The sequence below is a fragment of the Caulobacter sp. AVps18 genome, assembly GCF_058681425.1.
The window spans coordinates 2,501,372-2,527,869 of record NZ_CM178737.1; the positions used below are offsets into that span (position 1 = coordinate 2,501,372).

Sequence of the window (26,498 nt, forward strand, 5' to 3'; positions counted from 1 at the left end):
AGTCCATGCCCGTTCTGAAAGCCGAAGGCGTCGGAAAGACCTATGGCGGCGTCAGCGCGCTCAGCGAGGTGGACTTCGAGGTCCATGCCGGCGCTGTCAATGTGCTGATCGGCGAGAACGGGGCTGGAAAGTCGACCCTGATGAAGATCCTCGCAGGCGTTGAACAGCCGACCAGCGGACGGCTGTTGCTGGACGGAAGTCCCGTTGCTTTCAACTCCATCTCGCAGGCCGCCGATGCCGGCGTGGGCATTGTTTTTCAAGAACTCAATCTCTGCCCCAACCTGACGGTGACCGAGAACATCTTCCTGGGGCGGGATCTGACGCGCGGCCCCTGGATTGGAGATCATCGCGCTGAACAGCGTCGTGCGCGGGCGATCCTGGCGCGGCTGGCCGAGACGATCAATCCGGACGCGCTCGTCGGCGGACTTCGCATTGGCGAGCAACAGATCGTCGAGATCGCCAAGGCCTTGGTCGATGATGTGCGGGTGTTGATTCTGGATGAACCGACTTCGGCGCTGAGCACCAGCGAGGTCGAGGTGCTGTTCCAGGTTATCGCCGAACTCAAACAGACCGGCGTGGCGATCATCTACATCTCCCACCGCCTCGAAGAGCTGATGCGGATCGGCGACCATATCACCGTCCTGCGCGATGGCCGTCGGGTCGCTCACCGCCCGGGTGCTCAAGCCTCAATTGGCTGGATCATCGAACAGATGCTCGGCGACAAAGCCCGTGAACGCCCCGAACGCGCGCCGTTACAGGCTGGGGAAGTGGTGCTTGAGGCCAGAGCCCTGTCGGTGCCACGCCCCGGTGGCGGCTTCCTGCTCGAAAACATCAACGCCGCCTTCCGGGCCGGCGAGGTGACCGCCCTCTATGGGCTTCTGGGGTCGGGACGCACCGAGTGTCTCGAAGCGCTGTTTGGCGCGCGGCCGGCCAGCGGGCAGGTCATACTCAAGGGCGAGGACGTCTCACGGATGAGCCTTTGGCAGCGGTGCGCCCGGCGTATCCGCTTCGTGCCGGAGGATCGCCAGCGCGATGGCCTCTTTCATAACCTGGGTGTCGACGGGAACCTGCTGGCCTCGCACCTGGGCGCCTTGGCGAATGGCGGCGTCCTGTCGGCGCGAAAAGCCAGCGATCAGGTGGCGGCCATGATGCGCCGCCTCGGGGTCAAGGCACCGTCGGCGCAGGCCCCGATCGGAGCCTTGTCGGGCGGTAACCAGCAGAAGGTGGTCATCGGTCGCGGACTGATGACCGACCCTCTGGTGATGTTGCTCGACGAGCCGAGCCGCGGTGTCGACATCGGCGCGCGCGGCGAGGTCTTCGACACGATGCGTCAGTTGGCGCGCCAGGGCATGGCCGTGGTGTTTGCGACCTCCGATCTGCTGGAGGCGCGCGCCGTGGCCGACCGTGTCATCGTGCTCTGCGGCGGACGTCTGACCGCCGATCTTTCCCTTGAAGAGGCGAGTGAGGCCGCGCTGGTCGCGGCTTCCAACGGTGCCTTGATCCCTTCATCGATGGAGCTTGCCGGTTGAAGGCGACACCTCTCCCCGCGGCGCAAGCCGCCTCCGTGCAAGCCCGGTTCAGTCTGCTGGGCCTGGTCCTGAAGTTGCGGGCGCTGATCGCGCTGGCGGTCGTCGTCGCCTTCTTCTCCGTGATGGCCCCCAATTTCCTGTCGACCGCCAACTTCCTGATCATGTTCAAACACATCGCGATCACTGCGATTCTGGCGATCGGCATGACCTACGTGATCCTGACCGGCGGCATCGATCTGTCCGTCGGCTCGATCGCCGGCTTGGGAGGTATGGTGGCCGGCACCCTGATCTTGAACGGCATGACGCTCGCGCCTTTGGGTGTGGTGGTTTACCCCAGTATTCCGCTGGTTATTGTCCTGGTGCTGGCGCTGGGCGCCGGGGCCGGCTGGCTCAACGGCCTGATGGTCGCGCGCTTTCGCATCGCGCCCTTCATTGCGACCCTGGGCATGCTCTATGTTGCGCGAGGCGCCGCCTTGCTCCTGTCAGGTGGCGCGACCTTCCCCAACCTCACTGGCCGCGCCGATCTGGGCAATGAGGGCTTTCCGCTGTTGGGTGCCGGCAAGGTTCTTGGGATTCCGCTGACGATCCTGATCATGGCTGCGTTGGCGCTCGTCGCCGCGTTCGTGGCCAGGAACACCCCGTTTGGCCGCCGCGTCTTCGCCGTCGGCGGCAATGAACGCGCCGCGCTGTTGTCAGGCGTGCGCGTCGACCGGGTCAAGATCGCCGTCTATGTGGTCTCCGGTGTCTGCGCCGCCCTGGTCGGCCTGATCGTCTCATCCGAACTGGTCGCCGCCCACCCCGCCAGTGGCGAGACCTTCGAGTTGTCGGCCATCGCCGCCGTCGTACTTGGCGGCGCATCGCTCTCCGGCGGCCGCGGTAGCGTCGGCGGAGCGCTGATCGGGGCCTGTGTCATCGGCGTCCTGAGCGACGGCCTGGTGATGATGGGCGTCAGCGAGTTCTGGCAAATGGTCATCAAGGGCCTGGTGATTATCGCCGCCGTGGGTCTGGACCAGCTCCAGGGACGGCTGGCCGCGTCGGGCAAGGCCTGATGGTCTCGGCTCTGGGCAAAGCGCGCGCAGTCGTTCGCTCAGGCAGTGCTCGCCAGCGCACCGGTGGCGGGCGAAGCGGGCTTCTGGCCGAGCCGCGCCGCATGAGTATCCTCGCCTGGATGAAGGAGGAGGGCAGCGCGCGTGTTCGCGAACTGGCAGAGGCCTTCGCCGTCTCCGAGGCCACCATCCGGCAAGACCTGGAGCGCCTGGAGATCGAAGGGCAGATCACGCGCGAACACGGCGGTGCCTTCCTGCGCTCCATGCCCCAGCAGGTCCGCGACATGGCCTTACAGCACCAGGTCAATATGGACGCCAAGCGGCGCATAGGGCGCCTAGCTGCCAGCCTGGTCCAGGACGGCCAGACTATCATCCTGGATTCCGGCTCAACGACGACCGAGGTGGCGCTCAATCTCCTGGAGCGCCAGGACCTGACCATCGTCACCAATGCGCTCAACATTGCCCTGACGCTGGGCGCCCTGCCGTCCTGTTCTGTCCATGTCACCGGCGGCCAGTTCAAGGCACCGACCCTCTCGCTCAGCGGCGAACGCTCGGCCGGCTTTCTGGAGGGCCTCCACGCAGAGATCGGCTTCCTGGCGACGGGCGCAGTCTCGCTCGAAGCGGGCCTGACCTATCCGTCCCTGGCTGATCTGCACGTCAAACGCGCCATGGTCGCGGCGGCCTCGCGCATCTGCCTGGTCGCCGACTCCAGCAAGATCGGCCGCACCGCGTTTTCCGCGCTGGGGCCTGTCGATCTCATCCACACCCTGATTACCGACCAGGGTCTTCGCGACGAGGACCGCCGAGGCTTCGAAAGCCGCGGCGTCCGTGTCCTGGTCGCCTAAAGCCAAGAGAAAGCGTGTCATGAAACGCCGCCATATCTCCGTTCTGCTGGTCTTGGTCGCGGCTATCGCGCTGGCGGTCTTCTGGCTGGCGCCCAAGGAGCGCGCCAACCTGATCGTCATCATCACGCCCTCGCTGGACAATCCCTTCTTTGGCCAGGAAGCACTCGGCGCCGAAGCCAAGGCCAAGGCGCTTGGCTATGAGACTCTGAAGTTTTCTCACGATGACGACGCCTTCAAGCAAAGCCAGTTGATCGACACGGCCATCGCCCGCAACGCTGCGGCGATCATCCTCGACAACGCCGGGGCCGACGCCAGCGCCGCAGCGATTTCCAAGGCCAAGGCCGCCGGTGTCCCCGTCTTCCTGATTGATCGGGAAATCAATGTGCGTGGCCTGGCCACCGCCCAGATCGTCTCGAACAACTATCAGGGCGCGGCCTTGGGCGCGGAGGCGTTTGTCCAGGCGATGGGCGAGACGGGTGCCTATCTGGAATTGGTGGGCAAAGAGTCCGACACCAATGCCGTGATCCGTTCCAAGGGCTTCCACGAGGTCATCGATCAGTATCCGGACCTGAAGATGGTCGCGCGCCAGACCGCCAACTGGAGCCAGTCAGAGGCCTTCGCCAAGGTCCAGTCCGTGCTCCAGGCCCATCCGGAGATCAAGGGCGTCATCGCCGGCAACGACACCATGGCCATGGGCGCTGTGGCGGCTCTGGAAGGGGCCGGGCGCGCCGATGTGGTCGTGGTCGGTTTCGACGGCTCCAATGACGCCCGCGACGCGATCCTGGCTGGCAAGCTGAAGGCCACCGTCTTGCAGCCGGCCTACCGCCAGGCCCAGTACGCCGTCGAACTGGCGGATCGATACCTCAAGACCGGGCGGACCGGCCAACCCGAAAAGCAGTTGATGGACTGCTTCCTGATCACGACCGCTAACGCCGACCGCCTCAACAATTTCAATCTCGCGCGTCGCTGAGCGTCGCGTCGCGTCTTTCCAGGAGTCTTCGAGCATGAGCAAGTTGCGGTTTGGAGCCGGCATCTGGCACTTCGCCACCTATGTCGACCGCTACGCCACCGATGGCTACGGCCCGCCCGTCAGCCTGATCGAGGCCATCGACAAGGCCGGTCAGGTCGGCGACCTGTCGGTCGTCGATCTGAACTATCCGTTCGTCGATCCCAATTTGTCCCTGGATGAGGTCGAGGTCGCGCTCAAGCGCAACAATCTCGGGGTCATCGGCATCACGCCCGAGATCTACACCCGGCAGTTTTCCAAGGGGGCCTTTACCAATCCCGATCCGGGCGTGCGTCGCCTGGCTAACGAGATGTGCAACGACGCAGCCAGGGTCGTCCGTCACTTCGGGGCAGATTATGTCAAGCTGTGGCCGGGTCAGGATGGCTGGGACTATCCGTTCCAGGTCGACCACGGCAAGATCTGGCAGATGTCGATGGACGGCGTGGGTGAGCTGGCCAGCCAGAACCCCGACCTGAAGTTCGTGATCGAGTACAAACCGCGCGAGCCGCGCAATCATATGAGCTTCGACTCGGTGGCCCGCACTCTCCTGGGTATCGAGAAGATCGGCCTGCCCAACATCGGCATCCTGCTCGACTTTGGTCACTCGCTCTATGGCGGGGAGTCGCCGGCCGACGCGGCTCAGTTGGCCATCGACCACGGCCGCCTGTTCGGCATGGACGTCAACGACAACCTGCGGTCTTGGGATGACGACATGGTCGCCGGCTCGGTCCATCCGATGGAGCTGTTCGAGTTCTTCTACGTCCTGCGCAAGAACAAGTGGGAAGGCGTCTGGCAGCTGGATCAGTTCCCGTTCCGCGAGGACAGCGTCACCGCCGCCAAGCTCGCCATCGACTTCCTCAAAGTCATTGATCGGGCGCTGGACAAGCTGGACTTTGACGCCATGCAGGCGGCTCAGGATCGCCAGGACGCCCTGGAGGCTCAACGCCTGGCTCGCGCGGCCCTTTTCTCGTCCTACTGAGATGAGCCCGTCTCCCCGCCCGCCCGGATTGACCCGCCGCGCGGCGGGGGGATTGGGCCTCGATCCTCTGCCTGCTAGCGCGGCAAGGCGTCTTCGAAGTCTCTATGAATGGCCTGGACGGCCTGGACGCTGCGCACCTCGGGAGTTCGCTGGCGGTCAGTTTGACCCCGGCCTCGCGTTGGCGTGCAGCCCGGCCCAAAGGCGAGCCGCAAACGGGCGTCATGAGCGCCGGAGCGAGACGATGATGGTTCTGCGACTTTGCCTTTTCCTGCTGTTTGCGGCGAGCCTAACGTCTTCAGCACTGGCCGCGACCCTTCAGGTCGGTCCAAAGGCTGACTACCCGACCCTGACGGCGGCGATTGAGGCCTTGCCCGCCGAAGGCGGGACCATCGAACTTGCGCCTGGTGAGTACCGGGAGAAGGTCACCATATCCAAACCTAACGTTCGCCTGATCGGCAGGGGGCGACAGCCTGAGGACGTGGTCATCGTCTGGAGCGATGGCGCGATCATGGTTGGGGGAACCCGTAAATCGTCCACGATGGACGTCTCAGGCGACGGCTTTCTGGCTGAAAACCTCACAATCCAGAACGACTTTCATCTGCGGGACCCGCGCCCCTCCCAGGCTGTGGCCCTGGCCATCACCGCCGACCGCGCGGTGCTCGAACGGGTGCGCCTGCTCGGCGCTCAAGACACGCTTTTTGCGGCGAGCAAGAAAGACAAGCCCAGCCGGCAGTACTTCAAAAACTGCTACATTGAGGGTCATGTCGACTTCATTTTTGGCGACGCCAAGGCTTTCTTTGACCGTTGCAGGATCCACGTCCTGGCGCATTCCCAAGCGATGCTGACAGCCCAAAGCAAGGTCAGGCCTGATCAGGACAGCGCCTATGTCTTTGATCGCTGCCAGATCACGGCCGCCCCCGACGCCCAGTTCATCTGGCTCGGTCGCGCCTGGCGACCCTATGCCACGGTCGTGTTCATGCGCACGCAGATCGATGCGCCGGTTCAGCCGGCCGGTTGGCGCGAATGGACTCCCGGAAAAACCGATACCCTCTCAACAGCTACCTTTGCTGAATATGCATCGAGAGGCCCCGGCGCGAGCCCCTCGACCCGAGAGCCGCGCACCCGCCAGTTGACCGACCAACAGGCCAAGGCCTGGGCTCTGAAGCCCTTTCTGGCTGGCGCGGATGGTTGGCACCCTTAGCCCACGCGAGCGAGGTGGGGCGTGCTAGAGGATCGACTGGCCCGTCGAGGCCCAGTCTTTCAGGAACTGCTCCAGACCCTTGTCGGTCAGGGGGTGCTTGTAGAGATCGGAAAAGACCGCTGGCGGGATGGTCATGCAGTCGGCCCCGGCAATCGCCGCGTCCCTGGCGTGCGCGACATGGCGCACGGACGCGGCCAGGATCGCCGTCTCGAACCCGTAATTGCCGTAGATCGTGCGGATGTCGCGGATCAGCTCCATGCCGTCGAAGCCGTAGTCGTCCAGCCGGCCCACGAAGGGCGATACATAGGTAGCCCCGGCATTGGCGGCCAAGAGGGCCTGTGTCGGCGAAAAGCAAAGCGTGACGTTGGTCTTGATGTCCTCGTCGGCGAAGGCGGCGCAAGCGATCAGGCCATCACGGGTGAGCGGGATCTTCACCACCACATTGGGCGCGATGGCCGCCAGCGCCTTGCCTTCGGCGATCATGGCCTCAGCCGTGGTGGCGGCCACCTCGGCGCTGATCGGGCCAGGGACGATGCCGCAGATCTCGGCGATCACTTCCAGCATCGGACGACCCGACTTGGCGATCAGGGTCGGGTTGGTCGTCACCCCATCCACGAGGCCCGTGGAGGCCAGGTCGGCGATGATCTTGGTGTCGGTGCTGTCGAGGAAGATCCGCATGATCGAGACTCACGTGTTGGGTCGGTCGGCGCTGGCGCGCCGCTGAGATCAGAAGCTGGTGACGACTATGCGCGCATACCCGCCAGGGCTCTGGCATGTAGCGCGCGACCTAGTTGCAAGGTGCGGCGAGGCTTCAATTCCATGACGCCGCTTTTGCCCCGTCCCGTTGGCCGCTTCGGAAGCCACCTGAGTTGTCCTCTGGTTCGATAAGGGCGATGGCACCGTAACCGGCAGAGGGGGTGGCCACAATCTCAAACTTTCGAATAGCTTCGAAAATATAGCTATTCGATCATAAACGAAAGTCGGGTCGGAATGTGCGCATCGGCGGTAACTAGCGAGCTCGTAGGCTCCCGCTCGGACGGCTACCGGTCTGGCCACCTCTGCTGCCTCAAGCCTGCGGGAGTAAATGGTCAGCGCTCTGGCCCAGGCTAGCTCAGGCGTGGTCTCCCTCTGGAAAGCCAGGGTGATGATTGACAGCAAAATTTTCCAATGCAATGCTAAATAAAGAGAAAAAAACATAGATTTTCGATAGTTGCCGCTCGTGGCGCTAGGCCCCAATTGATGATGAGGTCCCCACATGCGAATCCTGGAGAAACAGGCTTGGCTGTCCTCACGTGCAGTGGCTCGCCTGTCGGTCGCGATCCTTGGCCTCAGTCTCTTTGCTGGAGAGGTCAAGGCCGCTGAGGCGCCAGTCCAATGGAACACCGCTATCGTTCGGCGCGATGCAGCGTGGTTCGGTTCGGCCCAGGCGCGGTCGGTCGCTGACAGTGTGCTGCTTTACCAGTCCCCTCAAGGCGGCTGGCCCAAGAGCACCGACCTGGCGATCCCGCCCAAGACGCCCGAAGATGTGCCGCCGCCCGGGCGCGGGCGAGCAAATTCCATCGACAATGATGCGACGACCCTGCCGATGGCATACCTCGCGCAGGTCATCACAGCCACGGATGACAGTCGGTACAAGCAGGCCTTTGGTCGTGGCCTGGACTACCTTTTTGAAGCCCAGTATCCGAATGGGGGGTGGCCGCAGTTCTACCCGCTCAGGGAGGGCTACTATTCCCATGTGACCTTTAATGACGACGCCATGGTTCGCGTGCTGATCGTTCTGCGCGATACGGCCTCCGGCAAAGGTTCCTATGGCTTTGTCGCCCCCCAGACCAGGGCGCGCGCTGCGGCGGCGGTCGAGCGGGGCGTCGCCTTCATCCTGCGCAGCCAGGTCCGGCAAAACGGCAAGCTGACCGGATGGTGCGCGCAGTATGACGCCAAGACCGCGCAACCGGCCTGGGCCCGCGCCTATGAGCCGCCCTCGCTGTCTGGCAATGAGACCGTCGGAATACTTAGTTTTCTCATGAGCATTGAGCAGCCCAGCCCGCAGATCATCGCGGCGATCGAAGGTGGGACGGACTGGTTGCGCTCAGTCGCCATCAAGGGCACGCGGATTGAATCCTTCACCAATGTCGACGGGCAGCCGGACAAGAGAGTGGTCGCCGATGCCACCGCTCAACCTGTCTGGGCGCGGTTCTACGAGTTCATCAGTGATCGCCCTTTGTTCCTGGGTCGTAGCTCTGTCTATCACTACAGCTTCGCCGAAATCGAACCGGAGCGACGCAATGGATATGGCTACTACGGAACCTGGCCGTCGACCTTGCTGAGCAAGACCTATCCTGAATGGAAGAAGCGCACCGCCCGTTCTTAGCGTCCGGCTGCTGACGGACGGCGTACCCTGGAGCGCTTGGTTCGCCGTCCGGCGGCCAATACCGTGCGGGCGCCCAACGGTCTGCTGCGCCTTGCAATCTCACCCCCATCGGAGGCCGAGCGGCCGCGCCATGACTCACTCTTGCTCCAAGCTGGGCTGGCTTCTCGCCCTGTCGATGATGACGACATCATACGCAAGCGCCCTGGGTTTGAATCCCGCCGGAGCGGCGCGTGGCAAGCCTGCGGCGATATCCAGCATAACTCTGGAGGAGCTGGAGCCGGGGGTTTGCAACCCCGTCATGTTCGAGAAGCGAAATGACAGCCATACGGGCGCCGGCTACATCAATCCTCCCAATAGTCGCGCTGCGCGGGTCACCTGGAGCGTCCAGTCGCCTGCTGGAGGCAAGTACAGGATCGCCATCAGCTATGCCAACGGCGCCAAGATGGCGCGTCCGGGCGCGCTCTTCGTGAACGATGGCAGCTCACCCCTGGGCGCGCCCCTGGCGCCGACAGGGGCCTGGACGACTTGGCTGTCTGAGGCCTTCGATGTTGAGTTGAAGCCCGGCGTCAACGCCCTGGTTCTGCGCGCGACCACAGACGGTGGCCTGCCCAACATAGATTCGATGACCGTGACTGGACCCGGTCCCGCCCCCGGAGACTGCGGCAAGAAGCAGCCTGTCGCCGCAGGAAGCGGTCCGACCGACTTCAGCTATCTGAGCGCGGCTCCGGTTGGATGGGTCACCCAGGGCAAAGGCGTAACGGGTGGCGGAAACGCATTACCGGTGACCGTCGCGACGATGGAAGACCTGCTGCTGCAGGCGGCTGGGGACGCCCCCAGGGTCGTCCACGTGCGTGGGAAGCTGAGCGGCACTCTGGCTATCGGCTCCAACAAGACGATCATCGGGCTGGAGGGCGCCGAAATCAGCGGCGCGAAAGGCGCGCTGGTTCTTACGGGTTCACGCAATGTCATCATCAAGAACCTGACGCTGGTGAGTGTTCGGGGGGCGCACCAAACCAACACCGTGCTTCACGATGTCGAGAATGTCTGGCTTGACCACAATACCTTTGTCGACGGCCGTCCAGATCTTGTTCTGCTGTCAGGCACGTCCAGTTATGTGACACTGTCGTGGAATGTCTTCCGGCATACCTTGTTCGCGCATGAACATGCCGGGGTAAACATCGGTGCAAGCGACAGGGCCAGTGAGAGCGCCGGTCGCATGAAAGTGACGCTGCACCACAACTATTTTGCTGAACTGGTGAACGAGCGAATGCCGCGCGTTCGCTTTGGCCAGGTGCACAGTTTCAACAACTTCGCCGACGCCGGCGCGGATGATCTGACCCGTTCCTACTATGCGGTGCGGCCAGGGGTTGATGCGAACATCCGGTCAGAGCGGAATGTCTATGCCAATTTCCGCGGGCCATCCTGGTACTGGACGTCCGAGAAGCTCGGTGCCGATACCTCGACGGTTTTCAATTTCGCGCGTGGGAACGAAAACAGCATCCTGGAATCCATCGAAGACGTCTGCGCATCGGACTGCGTCGTGGGACCGATCGCGATCCTGGAGCACGAGGGCGTCACCGGCGTCGCAGGCTTTTTCAGCCGGGGCAAATCATTCGTGCCCCCTTATGCCTACACAGCCGAACCTACGGAGGGCCTGGAAGCGACGGTGCGCTCAGGGGCCGGCGCTCGTTGAGCGCGGGGGGCTCGAGCCGCCGGTGCGGGGCGCGTTGACTAATCCTTGCAGGGCATGGGATTAAGGTTGCGGCTTAACTTAGTCTATGTGGCTCAATCTATAATTAATGATTGTTTGTAACGACGTCGTTATAAGTAGCTAATTTCTATATTCTCTCTTTCTACAATGTGGTCGTGATCCAAAGTCTGTAATCTTCCGAAGATTCACGCGTGACTTGCGGCCAGGACTGGCGCGGGCGCATAGCAATTCAGACGGGAACGGAGAAAGCCTGTGTCGATCTTCAAACTCCCCCTGCCCATTAGTGCGGTCATCGCAATGCTGGGTCTTGCGGGCTTGCCTGCCTGTGCGTCGAGCCCGGCCGCACCGGGTTCGGCTCAAGCGACGAACACGTCTGTGGCGGCTCCAGCAAAACCGACCCCTGCCGTCCGCCTCAGCGAAGTTCAATATGCAGGGGTGGGCGCATACAAGATCGAAATGGCTATGGGGACGGTGTTTTTCGAGAAGGACAAAGGGGTTTCCGGCTTCAAGAGCTTTTTTGATCCTGCCGGCGCCGACTGGATCGCATCCTATCTTGAACCGGGTCCGAATGGTGATTTCAGGGGCTTCCCCAACAGCGTCGGTAACTTCGGTCACGCTGGTCGCAATAGCAATTCGACGACCGTCGTGGTGGATGGAAAGACCGAAGGCGATGTGGTCGTTCTGGAGTCGACGAACGGCAAGTTCACCTTCCAGTACTGGTTCTTCCCGCATCACGTTGCGATCAAGGTCCTGAAGTCAGAAGGCGACTATACCTTTCTGTTCGAAGGTGTTGCTGGCGGTCGTGCAGATGCCGAGGACTTTTTCGTCACCGCGGACGGTCAGCGACATATACCCAGTGGGGCATTCAAGGATTTCACGCCTGAGTGGTTTTACCTCGGCGATCCCAAATCGGACTATGTTCTGTTCCTGGCCAAGACGCCCGACGATGCTGCGCCGAACGAGAACCATCGCCAGATCCGGCCAGACGGCCAGCACAACATGGATCTCTACAGCTTTGGCCGTGCGGGAAGCGAGGAGCGCTATGCGATCCGCGGGATGAGCGGCAACGAGCATATCGCCGTCATCGGGTTTGCGCCGGCCGACACACCTCATGCCGCTATGACGTTGATGATTGAGACGCTGCTTGCCGAGCCTTTCAGGTCAAGCGCTAGTCCATCGACGTCGCCGCGCGACCGTAAGGCCCGGGGATAACCATGAAGGCTTTTTGCTGTCTTGGGGGCTTGGCGCTGATGGCGATCCTGTAACAGCTGGGCGGCGCCCGGTCGCCCCGGTCGCCCCGGTCGCCCCGGTCGATCCGGCGGCAGCGCTGTGGTGCGCCGACCACCTGTGATGGTCGCGTCATGAACCTGCGTCAGGCTGGCGACCATTCGGACCCTGATGTCGTCCGCTCTGCCGGCAGGGGGCAGCCACAAGGTCTTCGGCCAGGAGGTTTGGGCCAGATGAAGTCATCTGGCCCAAGGCCTCTAATAGGTGAACCGCACGCCCATCGACAGGATACGGCCCACACTCTGGTGTTGCTGAGCGACCTTGACGTCCTCATAGGCCCAGCGATCGGTCGTCTCGTTGGTCAGGTTCTGGCCTTCGAGGGTGACGCTGAAGCGGTCGTTGACGTTGTAGCGGAACGAGGCGTCGAGCCGCAGGCTGTCGGTCACGGCGCGGAACCATGGCAACTGGGGCTGCGGACAGGCCACAGGGCCCAGGGTGATCGAGCACGAGTTCGACAGCAGCGGGAAACGGTCCTTGTACTCGGCGCGATAGACTCCCGAGACCCGCGCCTGCCAACGATCGGTCTCGTAGTAGAGCGTGGCGTTGAAGGCGTCGGGGGAGGCGTTGAGATAGGGTCCTGCGCCTGTCTTGCCCGACGTCACGTCGAGGATATAGCTCAGCTCGGACTTGAGATGGGTGTAATTGGCCTGGATCCCGAACTTGTCGAACGGCGCGGGCAGGAACGATAGCGCCGTCTGGAACGAGGCTTCAAACCCTTCGATATAGCCCCCGGGCGAGTTGCGCTGCTGGGTGATGGCCCAGGTCCCGCCCGCGGCCACGTGTGCCGCCAGCGCCGGATCGGTGATCGAGGCGATCAAGCCTTGCAGCGCCTCGCCTTGCAGCGCCGTGTTGAGCGCGCCTGACGAGCGAACGGTTTGCGGGAACGACTCGATGGACTTCTTGAACACCGCCAGGGACAGCAGGCCATCCTTGGCGAAGTACCATTCCAGCGACAGGTCCAGATTATCCGAACGGAACGGGTCGAGATAAGGGTTGCCGACCGTGATCGCCGGCTCGGTCGTGCACAGCCCACTGGGGGCGGCGGTGCAGCTCGTCGCCACCGAGCCGCCCGGCGTCAGGTTGGCCAAGGTCGGGCGAGCCATCACCTTGGAGGCCGCCAGTCGCAGCATCAGGTCGGGCGTGATCTCATAGGCGAAGTTCAACGCGGGCAAAATGTCGTCGTACTTGTTGGTCGCCGAGCGATAGGCCCCGCCCAGGTTGCCGGCCGCCTCGACCTCGGTGGTGGCGTAGCGTGCGCCGACGTTGCCGAAGAAGCGGTGGCCCGACACCTCGCCCTTGAAGTCAACCTCTGCATAGTAGCCGGTGTCGGTCTCGGACACGTCCGTGCGGTTGCCGCCGGCGTTGATCGTGCGCCAGTCCCCCGACTTGTTGATGCAGTTGCAGTCGATGCCCCAGGTCTTGATGAAGGCCTCGTGGGTCGGAGCGAACCAACTGGTGGTCGTCCCGGCCGGAAGGTCCAGGCCCTTGCCGAAATTGACCACCTGACCAAGCGACTGGATCGTCACGCCGGGGGTTTCCTTGATGGTCGGATTGAGGCCGTCGGTGGCGCCGCTGCGCTGGAACTGCACGAAGGTGTTGACGAACTCGCGCCGCGCCGCGCCCCACTTCAGGGTCAGACCATCGGTCAGATCGAACTCGAGATCGGCCTTCAGCGTCTTGAAGCTGTTCTCGAGCGAGCGATTGAAGATCCGCACGGTCGAGTAGCCCTTGACCGTGTCCCAGTTGGCAGGATTGGCCGCATCGAAGCCCACCGTGAACTGCGGCATGGGGCCATCACCGCGTTCATCGAAGATGAAGCCGTCCTGGTCCATCGCATTGATGTCCAGCTGGTAGCCCTTGCCCTTGAACGAGGACAGCGACTGACCCCAGAGCGCGTGCATGCGCAGGCGGTCGGAGAACTCATGATCGACATTGATCGAGGCCTGGCGGAAATAGGTCTCGTTGCGGCTGCCGTCGGCGATGCTGCGCCAGTCGACATTGTCGGCCACCATGTAGTCGAGATAGTTCTGGCCGTCGGCGCGCCGCACGTGGGCGTTGCGCAGCTGGATGTTGGGGCGACCCACCAGGGCCTCCCAGCCGGCGATGCCGTTGGTATTGGCCACATAGCCGGGTGAACCGGTCCAATTGTAGTAGTCGATCGGGTCGAGGTTGAAGGGGTTGCGGCTGTTATTGGTCCCCGGGATCAGGCTCGCCCCGCCGCAGTCCTGGGTCGCCGACGGCGTACAGCGCGCGTAGAGGGACTGGCGCTGGGCCAGGGTCAGGTTCGCCGGCGATGTCGCGGCGATGTTGTTGTAGTTGTTGCGGTTCAGGCCCAGTGCCGTCAGCTGGTAGAGAATGGCGTTCTGCTTGTACTCCGAATAGAGATAGTCGCCCGTCACGGTGGTCCGATCCGTCGGCTTCCACTGCGCGGAGAAGGTCGCGCCCAGTCGGGTATAGTCGAGGTTCTGGTGGCTCAGGGTCGGAAGGCCCGGGATGATCGCCGTCGGATCGGTCACGCCATCGCCGTCGGGATCGTAAACCCCTGCATAGGCGGCCGGATCAGAACCGCAGCCCACGCGACCCGGAAAGCCCGTGCAGCTCGAGGCGCTATTGGCACCGACATAGTTGGAGGGCAGGGCGAAGCCGTAGGCGTTGGGCGAGACGCCCGAAAGCTGCATGCCGCGATAGAGCACGTCCTGCGGACCGATATTGCGGTCATACATGTCCAGGGTGGAATCGCGCTCGCTGTAGGCTACCGAAGCTGACAGGCCCAATGTCCCGTCGCGGAAGGTGTCGGAGGCCAGGACCGCGATACGCGGTGCGGTCTTGCCGCCCTGGCTGTAGTGCGCGCCCTCCAGGGACATGGCCAGGCGTCGCTTGCCGTAGTCGAGCGGGCGGCCCGTCGCCAGGTCGACCGTTGCGCCCAGCGAGCCTTCGTCGATCGAGGCCGACGAGGACTTGGTCACCTTCAGGCTTGAGAACAGTTCCGAGGCGAAGGTGTTGAAATCGAAGCTGCGGGTGCGGCTGACCTGATCGCCGTTGCCGCTGAAGCCGCCGGCCGTCGACAGAGCGTCCATGCCGTTGACCCGGGTGGTGGTGAAGTCCCCGCCCAGGCCGCGGATGGCGATCTGGCGGCCTTCGCCGTTGTCGCGGTCGATGGACACGCCCGGCAGGCGCTGGATGGCCTCGGCTAGGTTGGAGTCTGGGAAGTCGGCGACGTCCTCTGCGTTGATCTGGTCGATCATTTCGGTTGAGACGCGCTTGGCTTCAATGGCGCTGCGCAGCGCAGCTCGGATGCCCGTCACCACGATCTCTTCGACGGCTTCTGGAGCCGGTGCAGCAGAGCTTGTCTGGGCCATGGCCGGCGCAGCGGCCATAGAGGTGCCGATCGTCAGCGCGATCCACGCCGAGCCACGGCAAAGGTTTAGCGCGCGCAGACGCGCGGTCTCGGATGAAGCGATCATGCAGTCTCTCTCCCCTGGCGCCTGATGCGCGTCTTGTTCTGTTCGCGAGCGATCCAGCGCTCGCGGTATCGGCTTTCACCGATGCTGGCCCTCAGCCAGGCAACCCCAAGCTCAATTGATCGAACCGGGTTATGTGGGAATGTCATCATACCAGTTTTCTGTCAACAATGCAGCATTTCCGAAAGACGAGCTTGCGGTAGTTTATCACTGGTATAATCAGTTTGGTGTGGGCCATGACGTGCTTTGCGGGCCACTGTTCGTACAGGGGCCACGCTTGAGTGGTGGCATGGCAGTCACGGGGAGAAACATGGCCAAGGGCCTCGCTCAACGACCCGTGGGTGCAAAGCCCCTGGCGACGATCCAATCGGTCGCTGTTTTCGAGGGCTTGAAAGCGGCCATCTCGGCCGGAGTCTATTCTCCAGGCCAATCGCTTCCGCAGCCTCGCGACCTGATGGCGCGTTACGGGGTCGGACGCGACAGCGTCCGGTGCGCGATGGAGGCTCTGGCCGAGCTTGGCATGGTTAAGGTCGAGCCCGGAGCTCGGTCGCGGGTCGTAGACCTGAGCATGGAAATGTTCATGGGCAAGGTCTGGTCAAGCTGCACACCCATCTTTCAGGACGTACCGCGGGTGGCGATCGAGCTTGAATGGGCGCGGTTTGTCTTTCTGAGGAACCTTGTGCGAGACGCGGTCCTGCAAGCCGACCCGATAGTCGCGGCCGAATTAGAGGCCGTCCATAAGGGCCGGGCTGCCCTGGCTAGCGATCCTGTCAAAGACGCGCGCGCCGCACGAGACGTCTGGTCGACCCTGGCCAAGGCGAGCAGCAGCCGCCTTTACGGTTTGATCCTAGACAAGGTGCTGGAGCCAGATGCGGCACCACGGCTCGACCTGGAGGCCGAGCGGCGGCTGCTTGACCTGATACAGGCGGGGGACATGCGAGCGGCAGAAGAGCACCTGGGTGAGGCGTTGAACATCGCAGCCCCAGCCCAGCCGGCGACCGTCGCCTAGCTTGCCTAACTGGTATGATGAGTATATCTGATTGGCGGTCCATCCCTCCCGTTGGATCCACGGTCTTGAGCATGCTTGTCTTTTGCCAGTCAGGCTACAGACTAGGCGGCGATGGTCATCCCCATCGCCGCCGTTGGCCAAGCCGCGGCGGAGATTCTCGCTCGGCGTCTCAGAAAAGAGTGTTCTTGAAGCGCGCAAGTTTGCCGGGTTTCGCCGCGCTCCTCTTGGTGACCGCGCCGGCCCAGGCCCAAGATCAGATATTGAAAGGCTTTGTCGAACCGCCTAGCGCGGCGCGGCCGCAGGTCTTCTGGCAATGGATCAACGGCAACGTTACACGTGAAGGCGTAGCGCTGGATTTGGCCTGGATGCAGCGGGCCGGTCTTGGCGGGCCGATCCTGTTCGACATTGGCTTTGGCTCTCCGCCGATCCCGCAATATGTTGATCGGCGCATCGCCTACGCAACTCCCGAATGGCGCTCGACGGTGCGCTTTGCCGCAGAGGAAGCCAAGCGCCTGGGCCTGTCGTTCGGTCTGCAAGCAGGTGGCGGCTGGAGCGAGACAGGAGGCCCGTGGGTCACCCCTGAGCAGGCCATGAAGAAGCTGGTCTGGAGCGAAGAGATTGTCTCCGGCGGGAATGCCGTGATGCTCCCGGCACCGCCTCGAAACAGTGGTCCGTTCCAGGATCTGCCGATCACGGCCCGGTTTTCCGAACCGACCCTCTATCGCGACGCCGTAGTCGTCGCCTGGCGCGAGGCTGCATTAGGCGCGCCGGCTGAGGCGGTCGTTAAGACCAGCGAAGGTCTGATCGACGCCGCCAGGCTTGCGGACGGGCGCTTGGCAGAGCCGGCCGCGACCTTCTCGGGGGAGGGGTGGATCGAATTCGGCTTTCTCGAGCCCCGCACTGTCTATGGTGTGACTGTCGCGTTCGACGGCGAGCCGCCGACAGGGGTGATCGAGGCCAGTGACGATGGCCGTCTTTACCGTCCCCTGGCGCAGTTGCCGGGCGAGGCGCGCCAAGGCTTGTCCGTGCGCACCTTCGCCTTTCCTCCAACCACGGCCAGCTTCTATCGTCTGCGCGCGACGCGGGCGGGCAAGGCGTTGGTCGTCACCGAACTGGCCTTGCGCGACACGCCGACCATCGACCGGTTCGAGGAGAAGGCTGGCTGGGGTGTTCTGGCCGACAACCAGACCGGCCCCGTCTCGGCGGCGCCGGCCGGCCCGGCACCCGAGACCGTGCTCGATCTGACCGACCGGCTCGACGCCGATGGCCGCCTGGTCTGGTCCCCGCCGCCGGGGCGGTGGCGAGTCCTGCGGTTCGGGTGGTCCCTGACAGGGCGTCGCGATACGCCCGCCTCGGCGGAAAGCCTGGGCCTGGAAGTCGACAAGCTCAATGCCGCCCACGTTCGCGCCCATATGCGCGGCCTGCTGGATCCTTTGAAGGCCGAGCTGGGCGCGCTCTACGGTCCAGGTGGCCTGTCCTTTGCGATCACCGACAGCTGGGAAGTGGGTCAAGCCAACTGGACCGACGACATGGCCCAGGCCTTCAAGCAGCGGCGCGGCTATGATCTGGCACCGTGGATGCCGGTGCTCACTGGCCGGGTCGTGGGCGATGCGGCCCGCAGCGAGCGGTTCCTGTGGGACTATCGTCGCACCATCGCCGATCTTCTGACCGAGCGGCATTTTGGCGAGATCGCCAGAATCCTGCATGCCGACGGCCTGAGCTATGCGGCCGAGGCACCCGGCGTGGACTTGCCTACGATCGCCGATGGCCTGCAGGCCAAGGGGCGTGCCGATGTGCCCATGGGCGAATTCTGGGTCTATCCGGATGGCGCGCCCGCGCCGGCCGCGCACCTGGCCGATATCCGTGAAGCCGCCTCAGCGGCCCATATCTACGGCAAACCGCTTGTGGCGGCCGAGGCCCTGACCACCATGGGCGAAGATCCCTGGCGGGCCGGCCCTTGGCAACACAAGCCGATCGTCGACCGCTACCTGGCCGAGGGCGTCAACCACTTCGTGCTCCACACCGCCGCCCACCAGCCCTTCGTTGACCGCAAGCCGGGCATGACGCTGCGCCAATACGGTCAGCACTTTAGCCGCAACGAGACCTGGGCCGAGGACGCCAAGGGCTGGACCGACTACCTAGCCCGCAGCGCCTGGATGCTACGGCAAGGACGCCCCGGCGCCGACATCGCCTATTTCTATGGAGAAGGGGCGGCGTCGGCCTTGCCCTGGCTCGAAGGCGGCAAGCCCGATCTGCCGGCCGGATTGGATTTTGACTACCTGGATGGCGAGACCCTCATCGAACGACTCGTGGTCAGCCAGGGCCGCCTGACCCTGCCGTCCGGTGCCAGCTATGCGGCCCTGGTGGTCCCGCGCCGCGTCAATCAGATGAGCCTGAAGGCTTTGCGCAAGATCGAGGCGCTCAGCCGCGCGGGCGCGGTCATCATAGGCGAGCGCCCGCAAGGCTCGCCAACCTTGTCGGACGGCCCGGCCGCGGACCTGGCCTGGCAGGTCTTGGCTGACCAGCTTTGGGCCGGATCCGTTCGCTCTGGCCCGCTTGAGGCGAGCCTGCGGGCGGCCGGCGTCGCCCCGGCGGTCAGCGGCCTGGCATCACCGCTGGTCTGGACCCGGCGCGTGCTGGACGATGGCGAACTTTTCTTCGTGGCCAACACCGCACGCGAGCCGGTCAAGGTCACGCCTAGCTTCCGCATCGCCGGCAAGGCCCCGCAATTCTGGCGGGCGGAGACCGGCGCGATCGAGCCCGCGCCCTATGACATCGAAGGCGGGCGCACCCGCGTCATGCTCGACCTGGGCCCGGGCGAGGCCGTGTTCGTGGTGTTCCGGAAGACCGCAAGGGCCGGCCATCAGGCCCCGGTCATCCCAAGGATCGCCGATCTGGCCCAGGTGGACGGTCCCTGGCAGGTCAGCTTCACGCCAGGCTGGGGTCCCGATCAGCCCGTGACCTTGGAGGGCCTATCGTCCTGGACTCAGGCGTCCGATCCCGAGGTGCGCTACTATTCGGGCGCGGCGATCTACCGAAAGACCTTCCAGGCGCCGAAGGCCTGGCTGAGACCCGGCGCGCGGGTGCGTCTTGATCTTGGCCAGGTACGAGAAATGGCCACCATCACCCTCAACGGCAAGACACTGCCGGGCCTTTGGAAGCCGCCTTTTGTGTCCGACATTACCGACGCGCTGAAAGTCGGTGAAAACCGCCTCGAAATCCGCGTGGTCAACTATTGGGCCAACCGGATGATCGGCGACCTGCAGCCCGGTGCCAAGCCGCGCACCTTCGCGCCGATCCAACCTTTTCAGCCGACCTCGCCGCTGTCGCCGTCCGGCCTCCTTGGACCGGTGAAGGTCCAGCAGGTCATCGCAGAGCCTTTGCGATGAACCGAGACCACAGCCGGCCCCACATTCACTCGCGCGCCTTCGTGACGCGCCAGCACGAAAGACAAGCGATCATGAAATTCACAGGTGTCGTCACCCTGGCTCTGGTCTTGATGGGTGCAGGATCCGTCCACGCCGAGGTGGTGGGCAAGACCATCCCCGCTTCGCCCTTGACGGCCGAGAGGGTCGAGACCGCGTCGAGCGCGACCCGCGAGGCCTGGCGCGACTATCTCGAGCGCTCGCGAAAGGCGCATCAGGCCGATGTCGACGCGATCGCTGCCGAGCGCGCCGGTGCTCCGGCTCCGCCCCGTCCGATCGGCGGGAACGGCGGCGCGACCATGCCGCTCAAGCGCGAGGCGTCCTGGTATGGCGGCGCGGAGGCGCGCCACATCGCTGACGTGATCGTCAGCTTCCAGACCGCCGCCGGCGGCTGGGGCAAGAACCAACCGCGCGACGGGGCCGTGCGCGCCTTGGGTCAGGACTACAGCACCTCCGACAGCTTCCTGGGCACATTGGACAATGACGCCACCATCACCGAGCTGCGCTTCTTGGCTCGCGTGATCGGCCGCGCGCCGCAGGCCGACGCGGCACGGTATCGCCAGGCCTTTGACAAGGGGCTGACCTATCTGCTGGCCAGCCAGTACCCTAGTGGCGGGTGGCCGCAGGTCTGGCCGCTGGAAGGCGGCTATCATGACGCCATCACCTTCAATGACGACGCCATGCTCGGCGCCATCGCCCTGCTTGGCGAGGTCGGCGACGGAAAGGGCGACTTCGCCTTTGTCGCCCCTGAACGCCGCGCCTTGGCCAAGGCCGCCTGGGGGAGGGGGCTGGCCTGCCTGCTGACGGCCCAGATCGTCGTCAACGGCGAGCCCGCCGGATGGTCCCAGCAGCACGATCCGCTGACCCTGGCCCCCGTCGGCGCGCGCAACTATGAGCCGGCCTCTCTGGCCAGCGCCGAGACGGCGGGAATCCTGCTCTACCTTATGCGCCTGCCAAAGCCCCATCCGGCGGTGAGGCGCGCCATCGAGGGCGGGGCGCGCTGGATGGCCGGCGCGGCGATCACCGGCAAGGCCTGGACGGCTGTTGATCCGGTCGTTGGCCGGCGTCTGATCGACAAGCCGGGGGCTGAGCCCCTGTGGTCGCGATACTATGACGACAAGACTGGTAAGCCGATTTTCGGTGATCGCGACCTGACCCTCCATGACGACGTCAACGAGATCAGCCTCGAGCGCCGAAACGGCTATTCCTGGTTCAACACATCAGGCGTCGGGGTCGCAGCGGCCTACGCGGCCTGGAAGGCGAAAAACTGATGAAAGTCGTGCGGCTCGCGGGCGCGGCGCCCGCGGGCCGTCCAGGTTTTCGGGAGCGGGGGCAGCGCCGTATGGACTTGTCCGCCGCCATGCTTCAGGTTCCGCCCATGTCGCTCGGAAATTCCAAGGACGGAAGCGGCGAGGGGCCGATCGTCCGTCGCAAGCTCTCGGACCAGGTCCTTGATCGCCTGAAGGCGATGATTGTCTCAGGTGAGTACGGCCCTGGCCAGACCCTGCCGTCCGAACGCGAACTCATGGCGGCCTATGGGGTCGGGCGTCCGGCTATCCGCGAGGCCATGCAAGCCCTGGCCAATGCCGGCCTGATCACCATCAAGCACGGCGAGCGGGCCCGCGTGCGACCCTTGTCGGCCAAGGCCGCGTTCAGCCAGCTGGACATGGTCGCCCAGATGATGCTGTCGGCTTCGCCGGCCATGGTCGATAGCCTCCGACGCGCGCGTAGGAGCTTCGAGCAAGGCCTGGTGCGCGACGCCGCGCGGCTCGCCGATGAAACCGATCTGGCTGGCCTGGAGGCCTTGCTGGACGAGATGGCTCAGAGCCTCAAGAGCGCGGAGGTCTTTGCCGCCGCCGAGCTGCGCTTTCACGCCCGCTTGATTGCGGTCGCACGCAACGTGATTTTCGACGCGATGGCCGAGGCGGTGTTGGGGTGGTGGCGCGACCACCAGATCGATGCAGCGGCCATCGCCACGCGCGCCCGGGCCGTGCTGACGGCCCACGGCGACACCGTGCGCGCCCTGAAAGCCAAGGATCCCGACGCGGCCGAGGCCGCCCTGGCGGGCTATTTCGACCTGATCGCCCCCTAAGCGCGGCGCCGACACCGCTCCATGCGGTCTGCGAAATCCTTCAGGAAATCGTGTCGCCACTGACTGACGGTCTTGGCGCCGAGGAACGCGCCCTCGCTGACCTCTTCGGAGGGCGTGTCCGTCCACCAGTTGGGCCAGCGGGCGTCGGGGTGCCGATCAGCGTCGCCGGCGGGGCGAACAGAGGTGATGCGCCCACCTTGCCCAGCGAACCCCGCGCCTCCGTTCTCGACCGCGTAGTCATAGGTCTTGGCGTCCTTCGGGCTGAATCGAAAGCGAAGGCTGCCGTCGGGCGCGATGAAGCCGCTCAGCAACTGGTTTTCAATGCGCAGCCTGGCGTCGGGACGTGCCGGGCCTGCAGCGCCGGCGGGTAGACGAAGCTGCAGGACGCCGAACTGCTCCATCGTGTCCGCTGCCGTGGTCAGTCGGCCGTAAGTCGTCGGCGCGCGCGACCAGGCCCGGACATAGCGGCCGCCCCAGCCGGGCGCCGCAGGGTCCTCACTGCGTCCGCCCAGCACCCAACCCACCGAGGGCGTGTCGCCCATCTTGATCGTGCCGGCCAACTGGGTGGCGAAGAAGTCGCCCATAGCGCCGTGGCCCGCGAGGTGACGCTTTACGAAGTCGGTGTTGTCCCATTCGCCGGACTGGTCACCGCCGGTGAACCAGCCGCGATAGGTGTCGTTGGATTCGATGATCCAGAGCTTCGGATGGTGCTCGGCCACATATTGGTAGGCGTCCACCGACCACTTCTTATTGGGGCCGCCGATGAAGAAGACCCGCAGTTTCGGCGCGATCTCGGGCGCGTCGTGCAGCGCCTGGGCCAGGTCCTCGATGCCGCCCCAAACCAGCACGTGCAGCGGCCGGGGATCGGGGCGTCGGGCGCAAGCGATGATCCACGCTGAGCCCTCGGTGGAGCGGCTATGGCCCTGATAGGGCGCGGTCTCGGTTTCGCCCTGCTTGACCAAGGCCTGGAGCGCGTCCGGCGTAGGATACCGCGCTGACCATGTCCGAAGGTTGCCGAAGTCCTGGGCGTAAAGATCGATCACCTTGCGTATATCGCTGGCCCGACCCGCCCCCCAGGGGGAGGAGACCAAGCCTTCCAGCTCAAGACGGTCGGCATAGAGCAGAAGGTGGACCATTGACTGGAAGTCGTCGGGGTCGCTGCCGCCGATGTCGGTCGAGACGATCACCCGCGGCGGCGGCGCGGCGGCGTGAGCCCTGGCGGTCGACGCCGCGAGCCAGCCCAAGCCACCCAAAACAAGGTGGCGACGATCAAGCCCGGCGCGCATCAGGGCTGCACGTCAATGATCACGCGCTTGTAGCGTGTCAGCCGCGGCGTCCCGTGGTCGGTAACCGCCAGAATGATGTGCATGGTCCCCGTGCCCGGCGGCACGAGGCGGTTGGTCTTCACCGTCAGCCAGGCCTTGGGTTGGTCGGCATTGTGGATGTCCAGCTTTACGCCAGAAGCCGAGCTTGTCATGCCGCGCGTGCCGGCCTCCTCGTAGCAGAACCACTCGTACGAAAGGGCGTCACCATCAGGGTCGCTGGAACCGATGGCGCTGAGATCGACCCGCTGGCCACGCTTTGCGACGATGTATTCCGGCGTCTCCAGCCTGGGGATCGGCGGATGGTTGGCGTCCTTGTAGGGCTTGACGGTCCAGTCGAGGCGAGCGGCAAAGTCGTTCTGGTAGGCCTGGCGCCAGCGCCAGATCGTGGCGTGGTTGGTGGTGTGCCATTCACCGTCACGGCCGAAGACCTCATCCATCACGTTGGTCCAGATCGGCCGGGTCTCGGGCTCAAGAAACCAGCGCTCCTTGCGCGGTGTATAGAGTTCGTAGCGGCCGCCCCAGCCGCCCCACTCGGGCCGTTCGGGGTTGGAGAGGCCGTTGTCGATCAGGTTCATGAACGAGGGCGTGTCGCCTTCCATCTGGAACTTCCAGTTCGGATAGGCTGCGCCCAAGGGACCTTTGCTGCGGATGTTGTGGTTCAGCCACTCGTTGCTGACCAAGTATTCGTCCGCGCCGCCAAACCGACCGTGGAAGTTGTCGCCGCCGATGCCGATCCAGGTCGACATGTGGAACGAGACGCCCGGGCTGACGATGTAGAACAGGTCCGGGAACTCGCGGCGGATCCAGGGGCCGCTGTCGTCCTGGTCCGAGATCGCATAGATGCGCAGCTTGGCGACGAACTTGGCCAACTCGGCCTTGGATCGGGTCTGGCGCACTTTCCAGAGGGCCTGAGCCAGGACGGTAGGACCGCCCCAGACGGTCACCCAGGCCGGGCGGGGATCATCACGGTCTACGGCCTTGATCAGCAGTTCCGACCCTGGCGAGTCCTTGCCAGCCCCAATGGCGGTCTTGCCGTGGGGTACGAGGGCCTGCGAGACGACTGCCTTTAGCGCGTCCGGATCGGGAAAGCCGCGCTCGTGTTGCTCCAGGTTAGGGCGGACCTTGCCGTAGGCGTCGACGATGCCGGTGATCAGGTGTGGATTGACCGCATCCTGGACGGTCGTGGCGATCAGACCCTCGATGTCGACCTGGTTGGCATAGGTCATCAGGCGGACCATCGACTGCTGATCGTCGGGATCGCCGCCGATGTCGGTCAGGACCACCAACCGAGGCTTTTGATGAGTCTGGGGCGTCAAGGCTTGCGTCGGGGCGGGCGGTTGGGCCTGAGCGGAACCGGCCAGAGGCGGTGAAGCCGCCATCGTCGTGGCCATTGCGAGCACAAGGCCTGCGCGAAGCTTGCCGGCGAAAGAGGTCGGGTCAGTTGGGTGCATCTGTCTTCCCCGTCGAACGCTCTTGTTTCGTTGTCCGCAAGCGTCGAGCACCGCGTGCGTTCAACAGGTATCGGCGGTCAGGGAGAGGGTCAACGCGAAATCGGAAAATATCGATAGTAAAGCAAATAAAACGAAAGTTATCTGGGGTTTTTGCCTCTCGACCTGGGCGGGGTTGCTCGATGTTGATGTGGCGACCGGGCGACAAGCGATGGTCCAGGCCATCACGACGCTGCGTCCTTGCCCGCGCTCCAAGGAGGGCAGCAAGGCGTCTTGAACGTAGAGCCCCCGCCGGTCCCGGCGGGGCCGGCCGCTCCGCTTGCACCCCCAAGTTCGCGACGGAATCGACCGATCAGCCAAGCGAGACCTTCAGAAGTTGTCCTGCAGACTTCCGAATAATGCCGAAACTTTTCTCTTTCCTCTGACTTTCGCCCATGTCTATCTGCTGACATCGGTGACAATGGACGGCCCAGATGGCGTCAATCGAATGTCGAAGGCCTACGGGGGTCATGACCATATCATTGCATCGACCTATCTGCCCAACTATCCGTGGTGCGTCGTGTCTTGCGCCCACAGCTGCGCAGACCACGGGTCTCAGAGCCAACGCCGCCCTCGCCCAGGAGGGGCCCCGTTGATCAATCCTGAGTCGATAGCGGCCGAGGCGGTCGGTGGCCACCGCGCCTTGGCAATCGCACTGTGGCGATTCGGGAATCAATCTCGACCGTGCAAGGGGCCGGCTGGGCCGCCCAACGGCATGCTGCGGGGGGGGGGCTGAGCGTGCCTCGATTGCTAGCTGTCGTCTGTGGGCTGGCGGCCCTGATCCTCGCCCTTGATAGCCAGGCCACGACCCTGAAGGTCGGAAAGGGCGGGGCCTATGCCAGCGTCCAGGCCGCCGTCAACGCCCTGCCGACCGACGGCGGGACCCTGGAGCTGGCGCCGGGCGAATATCGCGAGAAGCTGACCATCGCCAAGCCGAACGTCCGCCTGATCGGCAAGGGCAAGCGGCCGCAGGATGTGGTGCTGGTCTGGAGCGACGGGGCGATCACCGCCGGAGGGACGTTCAAGTCGGCCTCGGTCAATGTCTCGGGCGACGGCTTCCGGGCCCGCAACCTGACCATCCAGAACGACTATCACCTGAAGGACCCTCGCCCTTCGCAAGCCGTGGCCCTGTCGATCACCGCCGACCGCGCCGTGCTGGAAAAGGTGCACCTGCTGGGCGCCCAGGACACGCTCTATGCGGCCAGCAAGAAGACCGCCCCTAGCCGGCAGTACTTCAGGGACTGCTACATCGAAGGCCACGTCGACTTCATCTTCGGCGACGCCAAGGCATTTTTCGACCGTTGCCACATCCACGGGATCGCCCACGAGACCGTGATGATCACGGCCCAGAGCAAGTCCAAGCCGGAGCAGGACAGTGCCTATGTCTTCGACGGCTGCCGGATCACCGCTGATCCGAAGGTGGGCGAGCTTTGGTTCGGCCGCGCCTGGCGGACCTACGCCACCGTTATCTTCATGCGCACCCGCATCGACGCGGCGCTGCATCCCGAAGGCTGGCGCGAGTGGACGCCGGGCAAGACCGACACGCTCGGCACGGCGACCTATGCCGAGTTCGCCTCGACGGGGCAGGGCGCCAGCCCCACGACCCGCGAGCCCCGCAGCCGCCAGTTGACGGCAAAGGAGGCCAAGGCCTGGAGCCGCGACACGTTCCTGGCCGGCCCCGACGGCTGGCGTCCGTGACCGCCCTGTTTCAAGACCTGACCGAAGTC

Annotated in this window: 18 protein-coding genes; 14 read left to right on the top strand and 4 right to left on the bottom strand. The window is 64.4% G+C overall.

Annotated elements, in window-relative coordinates; genetic code table 11:
* Positions 1-5 precede the first annotated feature (5 nt).
* From ACW179_RS11295 to ACW179_RS11320, 6 genes are all read left to right on the top strand, one after another.
* Complete coding sequence (locus ACW179_RS11295; RefSeq protein ID WP_492059613.1) at positions 6-1,529, top strand: sugar ABC transporter ATP-binding protein; 1,524 nt, start codon at positions 6-8, stop codon at positions 1,527-1,529.
* Between the two features lie 35 nt (positions 1,530-1,564).
* Positions 1,565-2,578 carry an ABC transporter permease gene (locus tag ACW179_RS11300; protein WP_492059614.1) on the top strand — a complete coding sequence of 338 codons (1,014 nt, stop codon included), beginning with the start codon at positions 1,565-1,567 and terminating at the stop codon, positions 2,576-2,578.
* Positions 2,579-2,679: 101 nt separating this feature from the next.
* Positions 2,680-3,420 (top strand): DeoR/GlpR family DNA-binding transcription regulator, encoded by a 741-nt coding sequence (locus ACW179_RS11305; protein ID WP_492059615.1) that lies wholly within the window; start codon positions 2,680-2,682, stop codon positions 3,418-3,420.
* Positions 3,421-3,439: 19 nt separating this feature from the next.
* Positions 3,440-4,390, top strand: coding sequence for a D-ribose ABC transporter substrate-binding protein (locus ACW179_RS11310; protein ID WP_492059616.1), 951 nt, complete (start codon positions 3,440-3,442; stop codon positions 4,388-4,390).
* Between the two features lie 34 nt (positions 4,391-4,424).
* Positions 4,425-5,405 (top strand): sugar phosphate isomerase/epimerase family protein, encoded by a 981-nt coding sequence (locus tag ACW179_RS11315; RefSeq protein ID WP_492059617.1) that lies wholly within the window; start codon positions 4,425-4,427, stop codon positions 5,403-5,405.
* A 244-nt stretch (positions 5,406-5,649) separates the two neighbouring features.
* The gene (locus ACW179_RS11320) at positions 5,650-6,606 is read left to right on the top strand and encodes a pectinesterase family protein (RefSeq protein WP_492064300.1); all 957 of its coding nucleotides are present in this window, start codon (positions 5,650-5,652) and stop codon (positions 6,604-6,606) included.
* A gap of 24 nt (positions 6,607-6,630) precedes the next feature.
* On the opposite strand, the gene fsa is transcribed toward ACW179_RS11320, so the two are convergent.
* Positions 6,631-7,284 (bottom strand): fructose-6-phosphate aldolase, encoded by a 654-nt coding sequence (fsa, locus tag ACW179_RS11325; protein WP_492059618.1) that lies wholly within the window; start codon positions 7,282-7,284, stop codon positions 6,631-6,633.
* A 577-nt stretch (positions 7,285-7,861) separates the two neighbouring features.
* Here fsa and pelA (ACW179_RS11330) point away from each other — a divergent pair.
* The 3 genes from pelA (ACW179_RS11330) to ACW179_RS11340 all read left to right on the top strand — a co-directional run bounded on the left by pelA (ACW179_RS11330) (position 7,862) and on the right by ACW179_RS11340 (position 11,897).
* Positions 7,862-8,974, top strand: coding sequence for a pectate lyase (gene pelA, locus ACW179_RS11330; protein WP_492059619.1), 1,113 nt, complete (start codon positions 7,862-7,864; stop codon positions 8,972-8,974).
* A gap of 130 nt (positions 8,975-9,104) precedes the next feature.
* Positions 9,105-10,667, top strand: a complete 1,563-nt coding sequence (locus tag ACW179_RS11335; protein WP_492059620.1) for a pectate lyase family protein — start codon at positions 9,105-9,107, stop codon at positions 10,665-10,667.
* A 270-nt stretch (positions 10,668-10,937) separates the two neighbouring features.
* Complete coding sequence (locus ACW179_RS11340) at positions 10,938-11,897, top strand: hypothetical protein (protein ID WP_492059621.1); 960 nt, start codon at positions 10,938-10,940, stop codon at positions 11,895-11,897.
* A 272-nt stretch (positions 11,898-12,169) separates the two neighbouring features.
* On the opposite strand, the gene ACW179_RS11345 is transcribed toward ACW179_RS11340, so the two are convergent.
* Entirely contained in the window at positions 12,170-15,436 is a 3,267-nt protein-coding gene (locus ACW179_RS11345) for a TonB-dependent receptor (RefSeq protein WP_492059622.1), read from the bottom strand.
* Positions 15,437-15,743: 307 nt separating this feature from the next.
* Here ACW179_RS11345 and ACW179_RS11350 point away from each other — a divergent pair, with 307 nt between their 5' ends.
* The 4 genes from ACW179_RS11350 (at position 15,744) to ACW179_RS11365 (ending at position 21,959) form a co-directional block, all read left to right on the top strand.
* Positions 15,744-16,442, top strand: a complete 699-nt coding sequence (locus ACW179_RS11350; RefSeq protein ID WP_492059623.1) for a GntR family transcriptional regulator — start codon at positions 15,744-15,746, stop codon at positions 16,440-16,442.
* Positions 16,443-16,702: 260 nt separating this feature from the next.
* A complete protein-coding gene (locus ACW179_RS11355; RefSeq protein ID WP_492059624.1) occupies positions 16,703-19,831 on the top strand; it encodes a glycosyl hydrolase in 3,129 nt (1,042 codons plus the stop codon).
* Between the two features lie 71 nt (positions 19,832-19,902).
* Positions 19,903-21,138 (top strand): pectate lyase, encoded by a 1,236-nt coding sequence (gene pelA, locus ACW179_RS11360; protein ID WP_492059625.1) that lies wholly within the window; start codon positions 19,903-19,905, stop codon positions 21,136-21,138.
* 71 nt (positions 21,139-21,209) lie between these two features.
* On the top strand, positions 21,210-21,959 hold the full coding sequence (locus ACW179_RS11365; RefSeq protein ID WP_492059626.1) for a GntR family transcriptional regulator: 750 nt from the start codon (positions 21,210-21,212) through the stop codon (positions 21,957-21,959).
* On the opposite strand, the gene ACW179_RS11370 is transcribed toward ACW179_RS11365, so the two are convergent.
* Both ACW179_RS11370 and ACW179_RS11375 read right to left on the bottom strand, forming a co-directional pair.
* On the bottom strand, positions 21,956-23,245 hold the full coding sequence (locus ACW179_RS11370) for a DUF1593 domain-containing protein (RefSeq protein WP_492059627.1): 1,290 nt from the start codon (positions 23,243-23,245) through the stop codon (positions 21,956-21,958). The genes ACW179_RS11365 and ACW179_RS11370 overlap by 4 nt on opposite strands.
* Positions 23,245-24,567 carry a nucleoside hydrolase-like domain-containing protein gene (locus tag ACW179_RS11375; RefSeq protein ID WP_492059628.1) on the bottom strand — a complete coding sequence of 441 codons (1,323 nt, stop codon included), beginning with the start codon at positions 24,565-24,567 and terminating at the stop codon, positions 23,245-23,247. Before ACW179_RS11375 ends, ACW179_RS11370 begins: the two co-directional genes overlap by 1 nt.
* 942 nt (positions 24,568-25,509) lie before the next feature.
* Here ACW179_RS11375 and ACW179_RS11380 point away from each other — a divergent pair.
* Positions 25,510-26,469 (top strand): pectinesterase family protein, encoded by a 960-nt coding sequence (locus tag ACW179_RS11380; protein ID WP_492059629.1) that lies wholly within the window; start codon positions 25,510-25,512, stop codon positions 26,467-26,469.
* The last annotated feature ends 29 nt before the right edge of the window (positions 26,470-26,498 follow it).